Here is a 19800-nt window from a genome sequence, read left to right as displayed (position 1 = left end):
CTCGGTGGAGCGTGCGGCCCGGCCCCGGGACCACACGCTCCACCCGACCCGCCTCCTCCACGCTGATAGGCCGCCATGTCCGTGCACACACCTCCGAGCAAAGCCTCGGACAGCCGACCGCTCCGCCATCCTGCACCCATGCACCACACTCCCAGCAACCCCGCGGCCCGCCGCCTGCGGCGCCGTGAGGCGATGGCCGGCATCCTCTTCGTGCTGCCGACGCTCGTCATCTTCGCCGTCTTCAAGTTCTTCCCCATCGCCGGCGCCGGTGCCATGAGCATGACGCGCTACCGCCTCAACGGCGACGTCACCTGGCTGGGGGGCGAGAACTACACACGTCTTTTCTCCGACCCGCACTTCTGGAAGAGCCTCGGCGTGACGATGAGTTACGTGCTCATCTTCGTACCGCTCATCATCGTCGTCTCCCTCGTCGGCGCGCTGCTCCTGAACAAACTGGTGCGGTTCACCGGCACGTTCCGGGCGGTGCTCTTCCTGCCCTACCTCAGCTCCTTCGTCATGGCGGGCATCATCTGGTCGTGGATCTTCGCGACCGACGGTCCGCTGAACGCCGCCCTCGGCGGAATCGGACTCGGCCCCGTGCCCTTCCTGACCGGCGACCAGCTCCTGGTGCTCGCCTGCCTGGCCCTGGTCTCCGTCTGGAAGGGCTTCGGATACTCGATGCTCGTCTTCCTCGCCGGACTGAAAGCGCAGCCGGCGGAGGTGCACGAAGCCGCGCGCATCGACGGGGCGAGCAGCTGGCAGGCGTTCCGGCACGTGACGCTGCCCCTGCTCAAACCGGTGCTCTTCTTCGTCCTCGTGATCGAGACGATCATCGGCTTCCAGGTGTTCGACACCATCTACGTGATGACCGGCGGCGGCCCCAACCGGGCAAGCCACAGCCTCATCTACTTCCTCTACGACGAGGGCTTCAAGTTCCTCGACTTCGGCTACGCGGCGGCGATCGGCATGGTCCTCTTCGTCATCGTGCTGATCCTGTCCCTCATCCAGCGGCGCCTCGTCGAAGGCAAGGAGACCAAGTGACCACCTCCACCTCGGCTGTCGCCTCCCGGCGGACACGTGCCCACCGGCCACGCAAGTGGCTGCCCGCCGCAGCCCTGACTGTCATCTCACTGTTCACGGTCGCGCCGCTGCTCACCGTCGTCGTCCTCGCCCTCTCGCCCGAAGGCGCCCCGACGCTGCCGCACGCGATCCCCGACTCCCTGACCCTCGACAACATCACCAGGATCTTCGAGGTCGGCGAATTCCCGCTCTGGCTGTTCAACTCCTTCGTCTACTCGGCCGTCTCCGTGGTCGTCATCCTGCTCACCGCGTCCATGGCCGCCTACGCCCTCGTGCGCAAGCGGTTCCCCGGTCGCAACGCCATGCTGTGGGCGATCGTCGCCACTCTGATGGTGCCGATGCAGGCGACGCTCATCCCCACGTTCATCCTCGTCGCCCGCATGGACGGCGTGAACACGCTGTGGGGGCTGATCATGCCCACCCTCGCCAACGCGCAAGCCGTCTTCCTCATCCGGCAGTTCGTCCGTGACCTGCCCGACGAACTGTTCGACGCGGCCCGCATCGACGGGGCGGGGGAGTGGCGCACCTTCACCCGGATCGTGCTGCCCCTCATCCGTCCCGTGCTCGCCACGCTCGCCATCTTCGTCTTCCTGTGGCACTGGAACGACCTGCTCTGGCCCCTCATCGTCGGGCAGAGCGACGAGGCCCGCACCCTGACCGTCGGACTCGCCACGCTGCACACCGAGACCGTGTCGACGGCCGGCATCATGTCCGCCGCGTTCGTCAGCTTCATCCCGTGCCTCGTCATCTTCATCCTGCTGCAACGGCACATCGTCGCCAGCATCACCTCGTCGGGGGTGAAGGGATGATCCCCGGTTCGCCTGCCGCTCCGCTCCGCTTCGGACTCATCGGCGTCGACTCGCCGCACGCGCCTTCCTTCATCCGCCTCTTCGGTGACGGAGTCACCGGCACCGTCCCCGGCGGCACGATCACCGCCGCCTGGAAGGGCGAGGCAGCCGCGGATTTCCCACTCGGCCGGGACCGCATCGACTCCTTCGCCCAAGAGGTGACGACTCTCGGAGTCTCCCTGCGGGCAAGCCCCGAGGAGGTGGCCGAGCACTGCGACGCCCTGCTCGTCGTCGCCTCCGACGCCCGGACCCACGCCGGGTACTTCACGCGGCTTGCCTCGCTGGGGAAGCCGGTCTACGTCGACACGCGCTTCGCACTCACGACGCGCGACGCCCGCCACATGCTGAGCTGCGCCTCCGCGTCCGGATGTCTGCCGCTGGCCGGCTCGCCCAAGCGCTTCACCTCCGAATTCCGCGACGCCGTCGGCTCCGGCCGGATCGACCGGGTGGACCTGACCGGTCCGCTGCCCACCCAGCCGGGGCACCCGGTCCTCGACTGGTACGGCGTGCATCTGGTCGACCTCGCCGTCGCGGCACTCGGACCTGGATGCGTGGGCGTCGACGCGTCGTCGACCGGGGGCACCACGCTGACCTGGTCCGACGGACGGATCGCGACGCTCGGCGGGGACGAGGAATGGTCTCCGCTCACCACAGGACGCCTGAGCGGCCCGGCCGGAGACCGCCACTTCACCATCGAGGCGGGGCCGCCCATGCTCAGTGGCCTGCTCACCTCGATCGTGGACGCCTGCCGACGTGGCGTTCCCAACGTCCCCCTGGCCGAGGTGTCCGAGATCGTCGCCATCGTCGAGGCCGCCCGCCGCAGCCGTGCAGCAGGCGTGCCCGTCACGCTGCCCGGCTGACCCTCTTCTCTCCCTACTTCTCTCCGTACCTGACGGCAGAGCGACCCCCCTCACCCGGGCGTGCCCTTCCGTCAACCGTCCGTACCGAATCAGGTGTTGCCCCGATGCTCCAGACCTCGTGCTGCTCCGCAAGCCGTGCCACTGCGGCAGGGCCGGAGCCCCGTGTGCCGGACGCGCCGTCAGCGCGCAAACAGGATGCCGTAGAACGTCGGAACATGGCGCACCTCGCCGGTGGCACCTTCCTCATGGGTACGGACGCCGGCGACGGGTACGCGGCCGACGGCGAGGGCCCGGTGCGTGAGATCCACCTCGCGCCGTTCCTGATGGACACCACGACCGTCACCAACAAGGCGTTCGCCGAGTTCACCGACGCCACCGGCTGGGTGACGCTGGCGGAACGGTTCGGCACGTCCTTCGTCTTCGCCGGCCTGCTCCCCGAGGGTGCACACCACGGTCGCCCCGTACCGACGACACCGTGGTGGCGGGAGGTCGCGCACGCGGACTGGCGCCACCCGGAGGGCCCCGGATCCGGTATCGCCGCCCGCATGGACCACCCGGTGGTCCACGTCACCTGGCGTGACGCCCGCGCCTACGCGAAGTGGGCAGGCAAGCGCCTGCCCACCGAGGCCGAATGGGAGTACGCCGCCCGCGGCGGCCTGGCCCGGGCCCGCTATCCGTGGGGAGAGGAGCGCGAACCCGGCGGCGCACACCGGATGAACGTCTGGCAGGGAGAGTTCCCCGCACGCAACACCGGCGAGGACGGCTACCTCGGCACCGCGCCGGCCGACGCCTACGAACCCAACGGATACGGGCTGTACAACACCTGCGGCAACGTGTGGGAATGGTGCGCCGACTGGTTCCACCCCACATGGCACGCCACCGGCCCCCGGACCGATCCCACCGGTCCACCGAGCGGGGACCGCAAAGTGATGCGCGGAGGGTCCTACCTCTGCCACGAGAGCTACTGCTTCCGCTACCGCGTCGACGCCCGCAGCTCCAACACCCCGGACAGCAGCGCCGGCAACATCGGCTTCCGCTGCGTGACCGCAGTCGACTGACCGCGCCCCCGATTCCCGTCGTCCGGGCTCCGCCCACCTGAGAGCAAGCACTTTCCTCCGTGGGTGATCGGCTCGGGCGCCATCACCTCACTGAAGAAGGACACGCCTAAATGTCCCGCAATGTCATCGGCATCGTCATGAACGGTGTCACCGGCCGCATGGGCTACCGCCAGCACCTGGTTCGCTCCCTCCTGGCCATCCGTGAACAGGGCGGCCTGCCCCTGGGCGACGGCACCGTCATCTGGCCCGAGCCCATCCTCGTCGGCCGTAGCGCCCACAAGCTGAAGGAACTGGCCGACCGGCACGGTCTGGAGCACTGGACCACGGACCTGGGCGAGGCCCTGGCCCACCCGCTCGCCCAGATCTACTTCGACGCCCAAGTCACCCAGGCACGGGAGCAGGCCATACGGACCGCGATCGCTGCGGGCAAGCACATCTACACCGAGAAGCCGACCGCCGAATCCCTCGACGTAGCCCTGGAACTGGCGCGGCTGGCACGCGCGGCGGGAGTGTGCAACGGGGCGGTGCAGGACAAACTGTTCCTCCCCGGCCTGCTGAAGCTCAAGCGGCTCATCGACAGCGGATTCTTCGGCCGTATCCTCTCCGTACGGGGAGAGTTCGGCTACTGGGTCTTCGAGGGCGATTGGCAGAGCGCCCAGCGGCCGTCCTGGAACTACCGGGCCGAGGACGGCGGCGGCATGATCCTCGACATGTTCCCGCACTGGCGGTACGTGCTCGACGGCCTGTTCGGCGAGGTCCGGTCCGTGTACGCGCACACCGCGACCCACATCCCCGAGCGGGTCGACGAGCAGGGCCACGGCTACGCGGCGACAGCGGACGACGCCGCGTACGGCTTCTTCGAGCTGGAGGGCGGCATCACGGCCCAGATCAACTCCTCCTGGGCCGTGCGGGTGGACCGGGACGAGCTGGTCGAGTTCCAGGTGGACGGCACGGAGGGAAGCGCCGTCGCGGGCCTGCGCAACTGCCGCGTCCAGCATCGCTCGCAGACGCCGAAGCCGGTGTGGAACCCCGATCTGGCGGTGACCGAACCGTTCCGCGACCAGTGGCAGCAAGTCCCGGACAACGGCGCGTTCGACAACGGCTTCAAGGTGCAGTGGGAGCTGTTCCTGAAGCACGTGGTCACCGGCTCCGCGTACCACTTGGACCTGCTGGAGGGCGCCAAGGGCGTCCAGCTCGCCGAGCTCGGGCTGCGTTCCGCCCGTGAGGGCCGTCGGCTCGACGTCCCCGCGCTGGAGATCCGATGACACTCGAACTGCGCCTCCCGGGCGGTGTCCACCGCCTCCGGACACCGATCGCGCTCGCCGCGCCCGACCGCCCGATCACTTCCCGCCGCGTCTACGCCGCCGCCCATGTGGTGGCCGATCCTCTGGGCCAGAACAGCCCCGGAGCGCCGGCGGCCGTCGACTGGGACGCCACGCTCGCCTTCCGACGGCACCTGTGGTCCCTCGGCCTGGGCGTCGCCGACGCCATGGACACCGCCCAGCGCGGAATGGGCCTCGACTGGCCCGCCACCCGTGAGCTCATCACCCGGTCCGGAGCGGAGGCGCGCGCCGTCGGCGGGCTCCTGGCCTGTGGTGTCGGCACCGACCACCTCGCCGGGGCCGACCACACCCTGCGTGACATCATCGGCGCCTACCGGGAGCAGTTGGCCGTGGTCGAGGAGTCCGGCGCACAGCCGGTCCTGATGGCCAGCCGCGCGCTCTCCGCGGCGGCCAAGGGACCCGATGACTACCTTCACGTATACGGCGAGGTCATCGACTCGGCCGCGCAACCGGTGATTCTGCACTGGCTCGGCGACATGTTCGATCCGGCGTTGGTCGGTTACTGGGGCGGCGCGAGCCTGGACGACGCGACGGACACGGTGCTCGACCTGATCCGGGAGAACGCGCCGCGCGTCGACGGCATCAAGGTGTCTCTCCTGGACGCCGGCCGGGAGATCGAGCTCCGCCGGGCGCTGCCCGAGAGCGTACGCCTGTACACGGGTGACGACTTCAACTACCCCGAGCTCGTACGGGGGGACGAGGCCGGTCACAGCGACGCGCTGCTGGGGGTCTTCGACCCCATCGCTCCGGTCGCGGCTGCCGCGCTGCGTGCCCTGGACGCGGACGACACCGAGCGGTACGACGCGCTGATGACCCCGACGCTGCCCCTGGCCCGGCATCTGTTCGCAGCGCCGACGTACCACTACAAGACCGGGGTGGTCTTCCTCGCCTGGCTGGCCGGCCATCAGAGCCACTTCACCATGGTCGCCGGCGCCCAGAGCAACCGCTCCGTTCCTCATCTGACCGAACTGTTCCGGCTCGCGGACACGGCCGGTATCCTTCCCGACCCGGAGCTCGCCGTCCACCGGATGCGCCAGTTCCTCTCCCTGGCAGGGGTGGAAGCGTGAACGCCGCTCTTGGGCGCCTGTCGCTCAATCAGATCACCACCAAGCGGTGGAATCTCGCCGAAGCGGTCCAGGGGTGCGTTGACGCCGGCGTCCCGGCGATCGGCCTGTGGCGGGACAAGGTCGCGGAAACGGGAGTCGCCGAGGCGGCGAAGCTGGTCCGCGACGCAGGCCTGGCTGTCAGCAGCCTCTGCCGCGGCGGCTTCCTCACCGTCGATGGACCGGACGCGTACCGGACGGCCCTCGCCGAGAACTTCGCGGCGCTGGAAGAGGCGGCGCTGCTCGGCACCGACACCCTCGTCATGGTGGTGGGCGGCCTGCCGGAAGGCTCTCGCGACCTCGCGGGCGCCCGGGCTCGCGTCGCCGATCTGATCGCTGAACTCGCTCCACACGCCGACGACTTCGGGGTACGTATGGCGATCGAGCCGCTCCACCCCATGTTCTGCGCGGACCGGGCCGTCGTGTCCACCCTGGCCCAGGCGCTGGACATCGCCGAGCAGCACCCGGTGCACCAGGTGGGCGTGGTCGTCGACAGCTACCACGTGTGGTGGGATCCGGAGCTTCCGCGACAGATCGAACGTGCGGGACCGCGTATCGCCTCCTATCAGGTCTGCGACTGGACCTTGCCCCTGCCGGCTGACGCCCTCCTGGGGCGGGGCCATGTCGGGGACGGACACATCGACTTCCGCACTCTGACCCAGCAGGTCGCCGAGGCTGGCTACGCAGGGTGGATCGAGGTCGAGATTTTCAACGAGCAGATCTGGGACACCCCCGGCGATCGGACCCTCCAGACGGTCGTCGAACGGCACCTGGCCCACGTGGCCGGTCGATGAAGTCCGGCGCCATCGCCTCGGACTCCTCCCAGCTCACCTCCCCAGCAGCGCAGACGGAACACGCCCGCGCCCCGCACCGCATCCCGCGACCAGCGAAGGTCCTCGCCGGAGACTTCTCCGGCGAGGACCGAGGCTGAGCCGACCCCTCACCGGTGGGCCGCTCAAGGTGGTGCCCACCGGCTCACCCGCCCGACTGGACCAGGTCGACCACGCTTCGGTGGTGCGTCGAAGTGCCGTGCCAGGACGCGCTGTCAGTCCAGGTCGGTCACCGTGACGGAGTCGATGTGGACCGTGGCGACGGAGACGCCGATCGGGAAGTCACGGCCCTTGGCCGGGTTCCAGGACGGCCGGTAGATGCCGACCTTGAAGTAGGGCTCCTTCGGCTGGTGGAAATTGTTCTCCCCGGAGTCGTTCACCAGTTGCCGGCCGTCGCGGCACACCCGCAGAGCCCCTGCGTGGTCAGCGGTGGACCAGTCGATGTCGAATGTCCAGCTGTTCCACTTGCCGAGGCTCACGGTGCCCAGACGGTACTCGCGCCGTACGGGCTCGGTGTCGGTCGGGTTCTCCAGGTGGAACACGCTCAGCAGCCACTCGGAGTTGCGCACGGAGAGCGCGATGGGCGGATTGGTGTTGGACCCGTCCGACAGTGGCTTGCCGTGCCACTGCGCGACGATGGTGTCGAAGTTGGTCCGTTCCCAGTCTGCGGGCAGGTAGTTGGCGAAGCTGAAGCGGTACGCGCCGTAGCCCATGGCGTCGTTCGCCACTTCCGCTCGCCACGACTTGCCGTCCCCGGGCACGGTGAAGCGCCCCGACTGCTTGCCTGCCAGCGCCGGTGAGGTGGCAGCGGTGATCGAACTGCCGGCTTCAGCGCCGTCGTAGCGGTGCTTGACGAAGTTGAAGTTCTCCGCCGAGCCCTCGAATCCGTCGTTGAATACGGCCCTCCCGTTGGCAGAGGCCGTACACGAGGAGGGAAGAACTGACGGGGCGGCCGGCGTGCTCGCGGCGCCGAAGGCGACCGGTGTCAGAGCAGTCGCGCCCGCGACGAGGACCGCGGTGCAGATGAGGCGCGTTCGGCGGGATGGGCGGCGGCGGTTCCCGTGGGGGGCCGCGGTGGAATGGGTGATCTTCATGAAGCTCCTTCCAAGGAGCGGTGAGGGGTGGGCCGACCGAGCCCAGCGCACCTGTCGCCGAGGGCAGGGGTGGGCCGACGGGTGCCGACGTCGTCCGGACCTTCGTGCCGGACTGACGCCGCCCGTACGAGAGTCGGGCGCGGTCGACCAGGTGGGGGGCGCCTCGATTGCCAACGGTCGATGGTTTCGTCCGTGGCCTTCGAGTCGATGGCAGCGGATGTTTCCACGGCTCGCGGAGCGCGGTCAATGCTGGAGGCCACCGTGTCGCCACAGAGTCGGGGGGCCCGCGCGGCAGCGGCACCAGGGTAGAAGTCCCCTGTCGGAGCTCGCCGCGAAAGGTGGCTGCAGGACGACAGTACGGCGGAGCCGGACAACCACCTGTGCCCTCGTCCGAGGTTCGGACGAGGGCACAGGAGACCGTTGATCGAAGGCCCGCTTACTGGGTACGGCCTTCGGCGACGGGGGAGACGGTCAGTTGGTGTTGAGCGTCAGTCCGTAGTAGGAAAGGGTGTCGTTGAGCGGCTGGAAGTAGGACGAGCCGCGGGAGTTGACTCCGCCGAGGCACTCCTGCTCCCAAGGGCCACCGGAGGTCATGCCCTGGGCCTGGTTGCCGGAGATGTACGCGCCGCCGCTGTCGCCGCCCTCGGTGCAGACGGTGGAGCTGGCGAGGCCGCTGACCACTGTGGTGGGGCCCCCGTTGGGGTCGCTGTAGGTGACGGTGAGGTTGTACGAGCCGACCCTGCCGCAGGTCCAGCCGGTGGTGGCACCAGACTTGCACATCGCGGCCCCGGAAGCGGCACGGTTGCTGCCCCGAACGGCGACCGGGCTGGAGCTGCCCCAGGTGGTGACGTTGTTCGTGATGGAGTGACCGGCGTTGATGGCCGCGATACCCATGTCGACGCTGCGGGTACCTTGGGCGAAGCGGGTCCGCGTGCCCTGAGCGAAGGCCGTTCCGTTGGAGCGCAGGGTGGGCAGGCCTTCGACGCAGTGCCCGGCGGTGACGAGGTACTGCTTGCCGGCCCGGTCGCGGGCCCCGTATCCGACGGAGCAGTAGCCGGTCGAGTTGTTGATCGTCATCTTGCTGCCGGGGGCGACCGCCACCTGAGTCTCGAGCTTTTCCTGGCCTCGGACGATCTTGACGGCGGAGCCATGCTTCGCGGCCTTGGCCAGGAACGCCTTGGCGGCAGGCCCCCGGTCACTGTTGACCTTGACGGTCACCTGGTCGGAGGCCAGGTCCACGGCCCACTCGACCACGCCATCGGGGGTGCTCTTGGCAGCGGCGGCGTCCAGCGTGGCCTTGATCTTGTTGAGGTCGGCCTGACCGCGTACGGGGACCCGGGCGTTGAGGCCGGCCTTCTCGATCCGCGCCGCCTCGGCGGAGTCGTCGGCGTTGACGGTCAGCTTGCCGGAGGCGCCGAAGAAGGCTCCGTCGCCGGATATCCCGCTCTTTCTCAGCTCGGCGAGCTTGGCCTGCTGGGTGTCCTGCCGGTCCAGACGGTCGACCGCGGCCTCTTCACTCACACCGAGCGAAGCGGCCAACGCCCGGACCATCTCGGGCTGGTAGCGGGGAGCGGACGCCGTGTCCTGCGCCTGTGCCATGCCCTGGGTCCCCAATACGGCGGAGACCGAGAGCGCGGCGCTCACCGCGGCGACCCAGTACTTGCGAGAATTGCGCATGCTGATTCCTTCCAGAGGACAGCCAGAAGCCAGAGGGGGGTACAACGCCGGGGCGCATCAAGAACACGCCGACGTCAGGTAGTTCCTGTCTGACGGAGAGTTCGGAACTCGCCGCGCCCTGAACTATCGGCTAGTGACTGAATGAAGCTCAAGTCCCCCGGCGTCAGCCTTTTTCAACAGAGTTGCGCAGTTCTGTGAAATGAGGCCCCCTCTGGTAGAAACCGATGCCGCCGGGCTTGCTCGCTGTATGGCAGGCAGGCGGGACAGAAAGGGAGTTGACTGGGGCGTCCGCCGGCGCACTGAGGCGCCCCTCCGCGGCGCACGGCGCGCACTGCAGCGAACGTCACTTCTGCGGCTGGGCCGCCTTCGAGCTCGCCCATCCACTCCACGCGGACCCCGCGGTCGACGGTGACGGGTCTCTGCTGCACGCACTGATCCCGTCCGTCGAGGTGACCCTCTCCGGGGACCGGACCGCGATCCGCGCGGTGGACGAGGCGTGGCTCCACGTCCTCTCCGACCTGCTGGCCGAGCCGACTACACAACATCTCGCTCTGGACGGGACGACTCCGGAGGAGTCCGATCGGATCATCGCGGTCGCCACGGACGCCTATGGCAGCGCGGTGTCCCGAATGTCGAGGACATCCGCGCCGGGCTCGTGGAGAAGGCTGTTGCCTCCCGGAAGGTTCCGGTGCCAGATCCATTCGTGGATTTCCTGACGACCTATTCAACGGGTGGTGGGGCCAGCACTCCGGCCCGCTCCTGCCTGCTGGAACTCGAGGGCTACCGGGCGCCCGGGCTTAACCCAGACCGTCCTGGAGGTCGGTATGGATGGCCGCGTCAGCGCTCGACCCCTCACCGACCCCAAAGAGGTGCACCAGCGCGCCGTATCCGTACGACTCGCCTGGGACGAGATGGCGGCGGCGTGCCGGCCCGGTTCCGTCACAGTCGAGGAGTTCATGGCGGTTCGGCCGCGCGGTTCGGTGCAGCACCTAGCCTCACGGGTGATAGGCCGACTGCGGTCCGATGCCGAACCGTGGGACGCTTTCGTCTTGATCTTTCCGGCGATCACCGCCACTGGAGTCTTCAATCGCTCTGCCCTCCAGGCGCTGGCCCGCCATGAGGAGGGGCCACGCGGCCTGTACGGCGGCGCGGTCTTGGGGAGCACCGATGGCGCCCTCGACGCGGCCTTCGTCCTGCGCACCCTAATCGGTGAGGGCGGCGAGACGTGGCTCCCGCGTGGGCGCGGGAGCCACCGCTCAATCCATCCCCGAACGGGAGATAGGAGAGACCTGCGTGAAACTCCGCAGCGTCGCCCGCACCTGAGGTTCGCTATCCAGTACATTCCGCAGCCGACAGTGCAAACCGGAGCCGGTTAATGCATCCTCAGAAATAGTATCGACAATCGTTACCGATAGCACGCTGGGTAATGAGCCTGCTTGCCGAGGCGTGTTGTCTGTGGCAGCGTCGGCCGCGAGGGTAGAAAACAGGAGGACGCTGAAAGCTGCCGCCGCGAAAAGGGCGGTGTTCTGAATTCATGGAGATGAGTGAAGTGGCGACATCCCTGCAACATCAGCCGCACCTCGGTCATGACCACGTGCACGCTGCGGGCTGCGGGCACGTAGCAGTCCCTCACGGCGATCATGTCGATTACGTGCACGACGGGCATCTGCACCGTGAGCACGACGGTCACGCGGACGAGTGCGAGGTCGGCGAGCACCGGGAGCACTCCGATCACGCCCACGCGCACGGCGAGGGTTGCGGGCATGTGTCGGTTCCGCACGGTGACCACATGGACTACGTGCACGACGGCCACCGGCACGCGGCTCACGAAGGCCACTGGGACGACCACTGACTGTTTCGCATGCGCCATCCGCGAACGCAGAATGCCCCCTGTTCTCAGGGGTGCATTCTGCGTTCTACCTTATTCCCGCAAAGAGATTCTATGCAGGGTTGAGTGGCCGCTTCTCACCTGATCGACTGCGGAACGAGTGCCACTGCGTGACCCTTGTTGGATGAGGCACGGAACGACTTGAGCGCCGCCGGCTTCCTCGTCCTCCGCGCCATGAGCGGCCTATCTCAAGCAGGTATGCACCGGGCCGGACGGTGCCGTGGCTGCGACCACCGCCCGGCCCGGAGTTTCAGTGCCCCGCCACGGTGGGGAGGGGGTTGTGCTCGTGCGCGCAGAGCTCGTCGAAGCCGTAGGCGTCCCAGGCCGGGAAGGGATCAGTCGCTGGCTGGGCTTCGTCTTCCTGCATGAGGCACTCGGTCAGTGCTGCCCGCAGCCGCGCCGCATTGAGCTGGGTTCCGATGAAGACGAGTTCCTGGACGTGGGGGCTGTCGGTGTCGCGAGCGGAGTAGGGCTCGAAGCGCACCACTGAACCCGCTTGGGACCACAGCCCCGTTACGTGGGAGCGACTGGCGAGGGTGAAGAAGCCCTTGGACCTGAGGACCTGTCCGTAAGCGCCGCTGTCCAGTGCCTCCGTCACGAACGACCACAGTCGCCCGGGGTGGAAGGGCGTTGCGGAGCGGAAGACGGTCGAGGAGATGCCGTATTCCTCGGTTTCGGGAACGTGGTCACCGTTGAGTTCCCTCACCCAGCCCGGAGCCTGCTGCGCCCGCTCCAGATCGAACCTCGCGGTGCCCAGAACTTCACCGACCGGTACGCGACCCCGCTCGGCAGACACGACACGGGCCGCAGGGTTGAGTCGCGAGAGGGCGGCTCGGAGCAGGTCTGCGGAGGCTGTGTCGACGAGGTCGAGTTTGTTGACAACGATGACGTCGGCGAACTCGATCTGATCCATCAGCAGATCGCTCACGGTACGTTCGTCGTTCTCGTACTGGTCCAGGCCGCGTTGGGTTAGCTCGTCACCTCTGGCCAGTTCGGGCAGGAAGCTGGCGGCGTCCACGACCGTGACCATGGTGTCCAGACGGGCCAGGTCGCCGAGGGTGGCGCCGTCATCGCGGGCGAAGGCGAAGGTGGCCGCCACCGGCATGGGCTCGGAGATGCCGGAGGACTCGATGAGGAGGTAGTCGAAACGCCCCTCGCGCGCCAGCCGGTCCACTTCCTCCAGCAGATCGTCGCGCAGAGTGCAGCAAATGCACCCATTGGTCATCTCGACCAGGCGTTCCTCGGTGCGCGACAGGGCGGCCTCACCGCCGCGGACGAGGGCGGCGTCGATGTTCACCTCGCTCATGTCGTTGACGATGACGGCGACGCGCATACCCTCGCGGTTTCCGAGGACATGGTTGAGCAGGGTGGTCTTTCCGGCACCGAGGAACCCCGACAGGACGGTGACGGGGAGGCGCGGCGAGGGTGCGTCGTGCATGTGGGGTCAGCTTTCGGGGCGGAGCAGGCCGCGCTCGTACGCTTTGGCGAGCCGTTGGGGGACAAGGTGGGGAGTGCCGTCCACCGTGACCGTCACCAGCTGAGGTGTTGTGGCCTTCCACTGCGCGCGGCGGTGCCTGGTGTTGCTGCGGGACATCTTGCGTTTGGGTACGGCCATGGTGACCTCCGGGTGTGATCGGTGAGCGAGGCAGACGATACATGAAAATGAATGTCATTACGATCTCACTCGTGGAGGCGTAGCAGAGCGGATCGGCAACCAGGGGCTCGAGCACTCGCACCGGCTTTCCCGGAGGCTGCTCCAGGTGGTGGTGCCATCCGGGCGTCTGCCGATGAGGGATGTCTGACCGCGCTGACGCTCGCTCTGCTGAGGCGTCACGGCCGAGAGGGCGGCACCTTCGCTCAACGGGCGGTGCTGTCTTCTGCCTCGGAGGAACAGTAGGTTCTTCAGGTTGCTGAGAAGCTGCCTGGTTTCGGATGGCTGCTGGTCCTTGGTAGCCCGCAGGCTCGGCGGTCACGGGCGTAGAGAAAGTCACCTTGGTGCCCCGCCGTCCAGTCAGGCTTGAATGAAGAAGGCTGGCTCGTATACCTGTGCCGTGCTCACGTCTTCGTACACCACGGTCGGTCGCAGCCGGTTCCAACGGTGGCCGAGGAGGAGAGCGAGCCCCATGGGACAGGCGAGGAAAAGGTGGAGCCGGGGAGTGGCGCGGCTGGGCCGGCGCAGGGCATCGCGGATGCCGACAGCGAGCGCGTTGGCGGCGGGGCTGTCGAGGACCGAGCGGTCCTTTGGGCCGGCTGGTGGCGTGAGGATGAGGAGTCTGGATGCGGGGATGTTCTGTCCTTCGAGGTATCCGAGGACATCCTGGGTGAAGTCTTGTTCCTTGACCGTGACGTTGATGCCGACGGCGAGGTCGCCGCCTTGGCCGATGTCGTACTCCTTGACTGCGGGGTCGCATTCGGTGTCATAGGTGTCACGAGTGGACCACAGGTCTCCACGCTGGAGAACGGCGAGATCGGCACCGGTGACCATACGGAAAGATGTGCCGGTCAGGAACGCGGGGGCGAGGCGGAAGCTTCCTGATACGGAGATGTTGGTGCGGCCGGGCAGGCGGGCGGGGGCTGCCTCGATGTCGTCCTGGAGCTGTTCCCAGGTGGCCGGTGCGAGCGGACGCCGTTTGGTATACGCGGAGTCGGTTTCGAACCGGTCGATCCAGTTGATGACGTGATCAGCTTCGGCAGCGAGCGGGTCGGGTTTGAGGGTGGCGATCGACAAAATCGCGTGAGCGGGACCCGTCTTGAGGGCGAGGCCGTCGACGGCTGTCTTGACCATGTCGAGGGTAAGGGTGCGGTGGCCGTCGCGGACCTGCTGGGCGACCCAGTTGGCGCCCTCGTCGACCGCGTGGCTGTCGTTGCGGAGGCCGCAGACGGCCATCAGGAGCTGCAACTGCTCCTGCACGTGCCGTAGTTCTCGGGAGAAGTCGAAGCGCAGGCGGGAGAGGAGGTCGTGGAGTTCGCTCTCGTTCAGCTCGGCGTTCTGGGCCCAGCGAGTTCGTGCCTGGCCGGTTTTCGCGCGTGCGGTTCCATGAGCCGCCTTAGGTAGGAGTAGCTGAGTGCGTGAGTCCCGCACGGCGATGAGGGGGTCGTTGGGGTCCGGGGCCCGGTTGGTGATGATCGCAAGGTCGGCATCGATGCCGTCGGCGGTGAGAGTGCGCCATGTCGTGGCGATCTTTTTCAGGATCGATGGGCCGCCGGTGGGGCTCGGCTTGGTGAGGTAATCCTCGTTGACGGGCGTGGTGCTACTGACGGTGTATTTGACCTGGGCGTATGTGTGGGGTGGGGTGCGGCGGCGCAGGACGACGTCGTCGAGGTTGCCTGCGTCGTCGGCTTCGACGCCGACGGAAATGACGGGGTTGGCGGTGTGGATGGCGTTCTCGCGCAGGAGGGTGAGGCAGCCGGTCCAGGCGATGAGCCACTGGTAGTGGTCGCCGGTGATTCTGACACTGGTGGGGCTCGGCGCGGGCAGCGGTTCCATGGTCACTCTCCGGGTGCGGGGTGTGTGGGCTGCTGTGAAAGTCACGCTGCCGTTCGGCCGTTACCGATGCCGCGGCTGATGCGGCAGGCCGTGCAAGGCGACCTGGGTGATCGTGTTGTTGCGGCAGGACCAGGCGGTGACGTCCCACTGCGGTCCCCGCGGACCGAGGATGACGGCGATAAAGCTGTGGAAGGCGAGTTCGGGGTCGTTGAGGAGCTGGTGGTAGGTAGATGCATCGCGGGAGCTGGGGAGGGGGCGGCTGGCGGGGTGGGTGTGCCATTCACCGATCCAGACGCTGTGGTCCTGGGCGTAGGCATCGTCGGCAAGGGCCTGGGCGTGGGCCAGGTCACGAAGGAAGTAAGTAGGAGTTTGAACCGCTTCGGGCCCGGGGGTTCCGGCGTGCTGGGCGGTCACCATGTTGTGGACGTGATGTCCCAGCAGGATGCCTCCGGTTTCCCTGCTTCTGTCGGCGGTTCGAAGTTCGTCGGTGATGACGCGCAGGGCCCCCTGGGTGAGGTGTACAGCGGTGACTGGGCGCGGGGTCATGGGGTTTCGCAGGTGGGGCATCCGGGGCGTGGTGGTGTGGCGGGGAGCCACCGGATTTCGCCGGTTCGGCTGAGGTCGAAGGGCGGTGCGCAGTCGGGCTGTCGGCGCAGGCTGATGAGGCCGTGTTCGCCGGGCAGTCGCTGGTCGGGGTGCCCGAGGCGTTCCAGCAGCGTGGCGATGGCGGTCTTGGCTGCGAGCTGGGCGATGAGGTGGAGGTCGGGGCCGACAGCGGTCATCGGACGGTGTCGTGTGCCGGTGCCGTATCCGGCGTCGAGAGCGGGTTCGGGGTCGATGCCGCCGTGCTCGGCGAGTGTCTGGCGCCTGCAGGTGAGGCATCCGTGCTGGCGCCAGGGCCTGAGCCGCAGGATTTCGCCCAGGGCGCCGTCCTGCAGGACGCAGGCCATGACAGCGGGGATTCCTGCGCGGTGGGCGAGGTGTCCGGTGACACGGCGGGCGGCAACGCCGTCGGCCGTGCAAAGGACAAGGTCGCTATGGGGAAGCAGCGTTCTGATCAGGTCGGCGTCGTCGATGACGTCGAGGACCAAAGGGGTGACGGTGGTGTCCGGGCGGAGCTCGGTGAGTTCCTCGGCGAGAGCTGTGACTTTGGGGCGGCCGACGTGGCGGCGGCTGGTGGTGTGGCGTACGAGGTTGTCCCAGGAGAGCCGGTCGGGGTCGACGAGGGTGAGGTGTCCGATGCCGTAGCCGGCGAGAGCATGTGCGGTGGCGGATCCGATGCTGCCGGCGCCGACGAGCATGACATGTGCTGTCTGGAGGTCCTTGACGGGCCAATGGTCATGGATTTGGCTGATGCCGGTGGTCGACGGCTCGACGAGACAGTTGAGGGGGTACGCGCCGTCGCGCCCGACACGCCAGGCGACGATGTCGGGCACGTCGTGTTCGGGAAAGGCATCTGTGAGGTTGGGCGCATAGGTCAGAGCCAGGTACGGGCTGGGACCGGGCTTCTTGTAGCCGCTGGTGAGGTGCTCCTGGAATGCGGGCAGAGGTAGCCCTGTACCGAGTCGGCCGTTCAGCTGACGCCAGTAGACGTGCAGTACAGGGGCCACGCGGTACCAGTATCCGGAAGCGCGTACGTCGCCGGTGGCCGCGATCAGGTTCTGGCCTGGGGAGGTGTTGACGGGGAGGATCGCGCTGTCGCGGGTGGAAACTCCTCGGATGACGGCCAGGTTCTCGTGGTTGCCGCGCAACGTCATCCCGCCCCAAGGGCCGGCCTGACGGATGGTGGCTGCGGCGTGGTGAGGGACGAGGATCAGCACGACGGTTCGCCCCCGGCGTCTGAGTGGTCCGGTGCACTGTCGGGCGGTGCCGTCAGGCTTGCGTGGGCGATCCCGTGGGCGGGTGGCCGGGTGAGATGGTGGTCGAAGCGGTCGTCCTCGACGATGCCGCAGTCGGACATCTGCGTGATGGCCTCGTGCTTCATCAGCGCGTACTCCACTTTCCACCCTGCGGCCTTCAAAAGCAGGTCGACGACAGATTCGCGGCCGGTCCACAGTGCGTCGGCGCGCAGGAGACACAGGGTGCGGTCGCCGTTGACATGCCAGCGTGTCTGCGTCCACTCGGCCGGCTCGGGAAGCGGGTCGAGAGGCCAGATGTGAGGGGGCACCATGGGATAGGCCTGCCGGTAGGCCATCACTACCTGGAGCCCTGTGCTTCCTGTCCACTCGGTGAGGTGTGCGGGCTGGGGTCGGTTGAACGGCCACAGAGGCAGCGTGCCGTGCCAGCTCCCGGCACCATCGTCGTCGTAGATCAGGTCGGGGAAGGCACTGGTGATCTCGCGTTGGTCCCGTTCGAAACGGTGTGGTTCACAAGCAGACCATGTGATGGGGACTGGCTGAGTCCCGAGGGCAGTCGTCATCCCTGGGGGGCGTCTTTGATCGGCCGAGGGGTGATAAGCGCGGGCGTGCCAGTGATCAGGGCCGGGGCTCCAGTCACTGGGTTTGCGGGCTTGGTCGGCGCGGCGGGAGCGGGGAAGGAATCGCCCAGGATCTCCTGCCACAGTCGTAGGGCCTGATCGGTCTCACCAGCTGCGGCGGCCGCGCACGCCCGGTCGGCGAGCTCGGCGGCGTCGGCAAGGGCGGCCTGCAGACCGTCGTAGTCGAGGTCGGGCTGGATCTCACCGCACAGCTCGGCCGGGTCTTTCACGCCCTCGTTGACGCGTGCTGCCGCAGCGGTGAAGAAGGCGCGCAGTCCGCTGGGCCGGTTACCGGATGTTGGCATGCAGTCGAGAGCGAGGACTTCGATGACGAGCGACTTGATCCGTCCCGTGACGGCGACGTCGTGACGCCACTGCTTCAGGACGCGGACCAGTGGACGGAAGTGCTCCCAGTCTTGCTGGCGGTCGGTCACGAGGTCGATCAGGTACTCGGGGTTGGCGGGCACCCAGGTCTGGGTGAGCTTCTCGGGGATGAGGAGTGTGCCGTCGGTCTGGCGGAGAGCCGGCATCACGTCGACGGTGAAGCCGGTGTCGTCGTCGGGATCGTCGAGGAAGCACTTGACCGCGTGATTTCGCGGCCGTGCCAGCCGGACTTCGTTGCTGTGGCTGCCGTTGGTCTTGCCCAGCAGTCGGTTGATCTGGTCACGGGCGTGGTCCAGGGCGTCTTCGGCGCTGAGACCGGCAGTACCCCAGTCGGGGTGCTGGGCGGCGTCGTAGACGACGATGATGTCGACGTCGTTGATGGGCTTGAGCTGAGTGCTGCGTTGCAGTGAGCCAGAGCCGAACGCCTCGGTGACATCGGGCTCGCTGATCAGCGCACTCTTGAACAGATCACGCCGCTCCCGGGCGAGCCGGGTCTGGCCCACCTCCTCGTTGACACTTCTCTGGAAGTCGTCGAACGCTTCGTCGATCCGCATGATGCCTCCTCGAGCTTGTGTGTCCAGCCCTGGTTCCACACCGAGTTCGGCCGCCTGGTGGGGCAGGCTTCGTCCGTGTTCGGGAGGCACATCGGGCAGCTGTCTGTCAGGGTAAGCGGTGGCACTGACAGCGCCCCCGAACTGGTCATTTCAGAATAAGTTCGACTGCACGGGCCGGCAGTTGGGGCTGGCGGCGGCAGAGGTGCACGGGTGTCGGATGAACTTGTGTCTGATGGCCTGTGGGAACGGGTGGCCCCTTGCTGCCTGCGCGCCTGCCGAGGCGATCGGTTGGAGCGGAGTGACGGCCTGGCGGCCCCTCCGGGACTGGGCCGAAGCTGGTGTGTGGCCTCGTCAGCACGAGATCCTCCTGGCGGAACTGCGAGCGGCGGGTCTGCTGGACATGGACGATGCGGCCGGCGACGGCTCGCACGTCAGAGCTCTCAAAGGGAGGCTCACACCGGACCTTCGCCGGTCGACCGCGCGTCCGGGTAGCAAGCACCACCTGAGCACCGATCGGCACCGCGCCTCCTTGGCCGTCTCGCTGACCCGCGGAAACAGGCACGACGTCACCCAGCTGATGCCCCTGCTGGACGCGAATCCCGGCATCTCCGGTGCACGCGGGAGACCGCGTGCACCGGCCGGCCCGCCTGTTCGCAGACCGCTGCCACGACTTCGACAAGTGCCGCCGCCTGCTTCGGGCCCGGGGAATCACACCGAGGATCGCTCGCCGCGGCGTCTCGCACGGATCCGGCCTGGGCAAGACCCCGCTGGATCGTCGAACGCACCTTCGCCTGGCTTCAGTAGTTCAGGTGGCTCCGGGCCCGCTACGAGGTACGCACCGACCTCCACAGCATCTGCTCAGCAAGGTCCGGGCGGCCCGGAGCCTGCAGGCGCGCGCCACCACTGACCCCGGCGGCTGGATTCGGGCAGGGGTTATGGCATATCAAGGTATGGTCACCCGCTTGAAAAACGCGACTGCACCCGTGATGGCCCGCCACGGCGTCTCCCGCGGCCTCGGACTGGTCAAGTTTCCGTTGGGCGGCGGTTGCGGGGCCTTTGTCACCTGCGAACTTCATTCTGAGGCGAGCAGCGGCCTGATCAGCCATTCCGGTGCAGGT

The 19800-nt window shown here is 67.8% G+C and carries 18 protein-coding genes and 2 pseudogenes; 11 read left to right on the top strand and 9 right to left on the bottom strand.

Annotation, left to right across the window (positions count from 1 at the left end):
* The first annotated feature begins 138 nt into the window (after nt 1–138).
* The 8 genes from AC3CH1_RS02155 to AC3CH1_RS02120 all read left to right on the top strand — a co-directional run bounded on the left by AC3CH1_RS02155 (nt 139) and on the right by AC3CH1_RS02120 (nt 7223).
* Complete coding sequence (locus AC3CH1_RS02155; RefSeq protein ID WP_488461270.1) at nt 139–1041, top strand: carbohydrate ABC transporter permease; 903 nt, start codon at nt 139–141, stop codon at nt 1039–1041.
* Entirely contained in the window at nt 1038–1889 is an 852-nt protein-coding gene (locus AC3CH1_RS02150; protein ID WP_265603054.1) for a carbohydrate ABC transporter permease, read from the top strand. The genes AC3CH1_RS02155 and AC3CH1_RS02150 overlap by 4 nt, the downstream gene beginning before the upstream one ends.
* Nucleotides 1886–2788 carry a Gfo/Idh/MocA family protein gene (locus tag AC3CH1_RS02145; protein ID WP_488461269.1) on the top strand — a complete coding sequence of 301 codons (903 nt, stop codon included), beginning with the start codon at nt 1886–1888 and terminating at the stop codon, nt 2786–2788. Before AC3CH1_RS02150 ends, AC3CH1_RS02145 begins: the two co-directional genes overlap by 4 nt.
* Nucleotides 2789–2892: 104 nt before the next feature.
* Nucleotides 2893–3846, top strand: coding sequence for a formylglycine-generating enzyme family protein (locus AC3CH1_RS02140; RefSeq protein ID WP_488461268.1), 954 nt, complete (start codon nt 2893–2895; stop codon nt 3844–3846).
* Nucleotides 3847–3956: 110 nt separating this feature from the next.
* Nucleotides 3957–5111, top strand: coding sequence for a Gfo/Idh/MocA family protein (locus AC3CH1_RS02135; protein WP_488461267.1), 1155 nt, complete (start codon nt 3957–3959; stop codon nt 5109–5111).
* Nucleotides 5108–6256 (top strand): dihydrodipicolinate synthase family protein, encoded by a 1149-nt coding sequence (locus AC3CH1_RS02130; protein WP_488461266.1) that lies wholly within the window; start codon nt 5108–5110, stop codon nt 6254–6256. The genes AC3CH1_RS02135 and AC3CH1_RS02130 overlap by 4 nt, the downstream gene beginning before the upstream one ends.
* Nucleotides 6253–7086: a sugar phosphate isomerase/epimerase family protein gene (locus AC3CH1_RS02125; RefSeq protein WP_488461265.1), complete on the top strand. Its 834-nt coding sequence runs from the start codon at nt 6253–6255 to the stop codon at nt 7084–7086. Before AC3CH1_RS02130 ends, AC3CH1_RS02125 begins: the two co-directional genes overlap by 4 nt.
* Nucleotides 7083–7223 carry a hypothetical protein gene (locus tag AC3CH1_RS02120; protein WP_265603060.1) on the top strand — a complete coding sequence of 47 codons (141 nt, stop codon included), beginning with the start codon at nt 7083–7085 and terminating at the stop codon, nt 7221–7223. Before AC3CH1_RS02125 ends, AC3CH1_RS02120 begins: the two co-directional genes overlap by 4 nt.
* Before the next feature lie 114 nt (nt 7224–7337).
* On the opposite strand, the gene AC3CH1_RS02115 is transcribed toward AC3CH1_RS02120, so the two are convergent.
* Both AC3CH1_RS02115 and AC3CH1_RS02110 read right to left on the bottom strand, forming a co-directional pair.
* Entirely contained in the window at nt 7338–8216 is an 879-nt protein-coding gene (locus AC3CH1_RS02115) for a polysaccharide lyase family 20 protein (RefSeq protein WP_488461264.1), read from the bottom strand.
* A gap of 471 nt (nt 8217–8687) precedes the next feature.
* A complete protein-coding gene (locus AC3CH1_RS02110) occupies nt 8688–9893 on the bottom strand; it encodes a S1 family peptidase (protein WP_488461263.1) in 1206 nt (401 codons plus the stop codon).
* Nucleotides 9894–10141: 248 nt separating this feature from the next.
* Between AC3CH1_RS02110 and AC3CH1_RS02105 the strand changes: the two are divergent.
* Nucleotides 10142–11269: pseudogene (locus AC3CH1_RS02105) on the top strand (chorismate-binding protein); the annotation flags it as partial.
* A 164-nt stretch (nt 11270–11433) separates the two neighbouring features.
* Entirely contained in the window at nt 11434–11745 is a 312-nt protein-coding gene (locus AC3CH1_RS02100; RefSeq protein ID WP_488462124.1) for a hypothetical protein, read from the top strand.
* Between the two features lie 286 nt (nt 11746–12031).
* Here AC3CH1_RS02100 and AC3CH1_RS02095 read toward each other — a convergent pair whose 3' ends face one another.
* The 7 genes from AC3CH1_RS02095 to AC3CH1_RS02065 form a co-directional block, all read right to left on the bottom strand.
* Nucleotides 12032–13219 carry a GTP-binding protein gene (locus AC3CH1_RS02095; RefSeq protein WP_488461262.1) on the bottom strand — a complete coding sequence of 396 codons (1188 nt, stop codon included), beginning with the start codon at nt 13217–13219 and terminating at the stop codon, nt 12032–12034.
* A 6-nt stretch (nt 13220–13225) separates the two neighbouring features.
* A complete protein-coding gene (gene rpmF / locus AC3CH1_RS02090; RefSeq protein ID WP_488461261.1) occupies nt 13226–13396 on the bottom strand; it encodes a 50S ribosomal protein L32 in 171 nt (56 codons plus the stop codon).
* 396 nt (nt 13397–13792) lie between these two features.
* Complete coding sequence (locus AC3CH1_RS02085; RefSeq protein ID WP_488461260.1) at nt 13793–15268, bottom strand: SAVED domain-containing protein; 1476 nt, start codon at nt 15266–15268, stop codon at nt 13793–13795.
* A gap of 60 nt (nt 15269–15328) precedes the next feature.
* Nucleotides 15329–15814 carry a Mov34/MPN/PAD-1 family protein gene (locus AC3CH1_RS02080; protein ID WP_488461259.1) on the bottom strand — a complete coding sequence of 162 codons (486 nt, stop codon included), beginning with the start codon at nt 15812–15814 and terminating at the stop codon, nt 15329–15331.
* Complete coding sequence (locus AC3CH1_RS02075; protein ID WP_488461258.1) at nt 15811–17088, bottom strand: HesA/MoeB/ThiF family protein; 1278 nt, start codon at nt 17086–17088, stop codon at nt 15811–15813. Before AC3CH1_RS02075 ends, AC3CH1_RS02080 begins: the two co-directional genes overlap by 4 nt.
* Entirely contained in the window at nt 17082–17687 is a 606-nt protein-coding gene (locus AC3CH1_RS02070) for a hypothetical protein (RefSeq protein ID WP_488461257.1), read from the bottom strand. Before AC3CH1_RS02070 ends, AC3CH1_RS02075 begins: the two co-directional genes overlap by 7 nt.
* Nucleotides 17684–18682: an SMODS domain-containing nucleotidyltransferase gene (locus tag AC3CH1_RS02065; RefSeq protein WP_488461256.1), complete on the bottom strand. Its 999-nt coding sequence runs from the start codon at nt 18680–18682 to the stop codon at nt 17684–17686. Before AC3CH1_RS02065 ends, AC3CH1_RS02070 begins: the two co-directional genes overlap by 4 nt.
* A gap of 286 nt (nt 18683–18968) precedes the next feature.
* Here AC3CH1_RS02065 and AC3CH1_RS02060 point away from each other — a divergent pair.
* A pseudogene (locus AC3CH1_RS02060) lies at nt 18969–19483 on the top strand (transposase); the annotation flags it as partial.
* Between the last annotated feature and the right edge of the window lie 317 nt (nt 19484–19800).

The sequence above is a fragment of the Streptomyces sp. MGP-P1 genome, from assembly GCF_057766565.1.
This window is presented reverse-complemented; position numbering and strand designations above follow the sequence as displayed.

Bases quoted from the DNA above. Each gene is read 5' to 3' on its own strand.
- AC3CH1_RS02135 (WP_488461267.1), top strand. From the start codon at position 3,957: ATGTCCCGCAATGTCATCGGCATCGTCATGAACGGTGTCACCGGCCGC.
- AC3CH1_RS02100 (WP_488462124.1), top strand. From the start codon at position 11,434: ATGAGTGAAGTGGCGACATCCCTGCAACATCAGCCGCACCTCGGTCAT.
- rpmF (WP_488461261.1), bottom strand. From the start codon at position 13,396: ATGGCCGTACCCAAACGCAAGATGTCCCGCAGCAACACCAGGCACCGC.
- AC3CH1_RS02155 (WP_488461270.1), top strand. From the start codon at position 139: ATGCACCACACTCCCAGCAACCCCGCGGCCCGCCGCCTGCGGCGCCGT.
- AC3CH1_RS02065 (WP_488461256.1), bottom strand. From the start codon at position 18,682: ATGCGGATCGACGAAGCGTTCGACGACTTCCAGAGAAGTGTCAACGAG.
- AC3CH1_RS02110 (WP_488461263.1), bottom strand. From the start codon at position 9,893: ATGCGCAATTCTCGCAAGTACTGGGTCGCCGCGGTGAGCGCCGCGCTC.
- AC3CH1_RS02070 (WP_488461257.1), bottom strand. From the start codon at position 17,687: ATGACGACTGCCCTCGGGACTCAGCCAGTCCCCATCACATGGTCTGCT.
- AC3CH1_RS02115 (WP_488461264.1), bottom strand. From the start codon at position 8,216: ATGAAGATCACCCATTCCACCGCGGCCCCCCACGGGAACCGCCGCCGC.
- AC3CH1_RS02145 (WP_488461269.1), top strand. From the start codon at position 1,886: ATGATCCCCGGTTCGCCTGCCGCTCCGCTCCGCTTCGGACTCATCGGC.
- AC3CH1_RS02085 (WP_488461260.1), bottom strand. From the start codon at position 15,268: ATGGAACCGCTGCCCGCGCCGAGCCCCACCAGTGTCAGAATCACCGGC.
- AC3CH1_RS02080 (WP_488461259.1), bottom strand. From the start codon at position 15,814: ATGACCCCGCGCCCAGTCACCGCTGTACACCTCACCCAGGGGGCCCTG.
- AC3CH1_RS02095 (WP_488461262.1), bottom strand. From the start codon at position 13,219: ATGCACGACGCACCCTCGCCGCGCCTCCCCGTCACCGTCCTGTCGGGG.
- AC3CH1_RS02130 (WP_488461266.1), top strand. From the start codon at position 5,108: ATGACACTCGAACTGCGCCTCCCGGGCGGTGTCCACCGCCTCCGGACA.
- AC3CH1_RS02120 (WP_265603060.1), top strand. From the start codon at position 7,083: ATGAAGTCCGGCGCCATCGCCTCGGACTCCTCCCAGCTCACCTCCCCA.
- AC3CH1_RS02140 (WP_488461268.1), top strand. From the start codon at position 2,893: ATGCTCCAGACCTCGTGCTGCTCCGCAAGCCGTGCCACTGCGGCAGGG.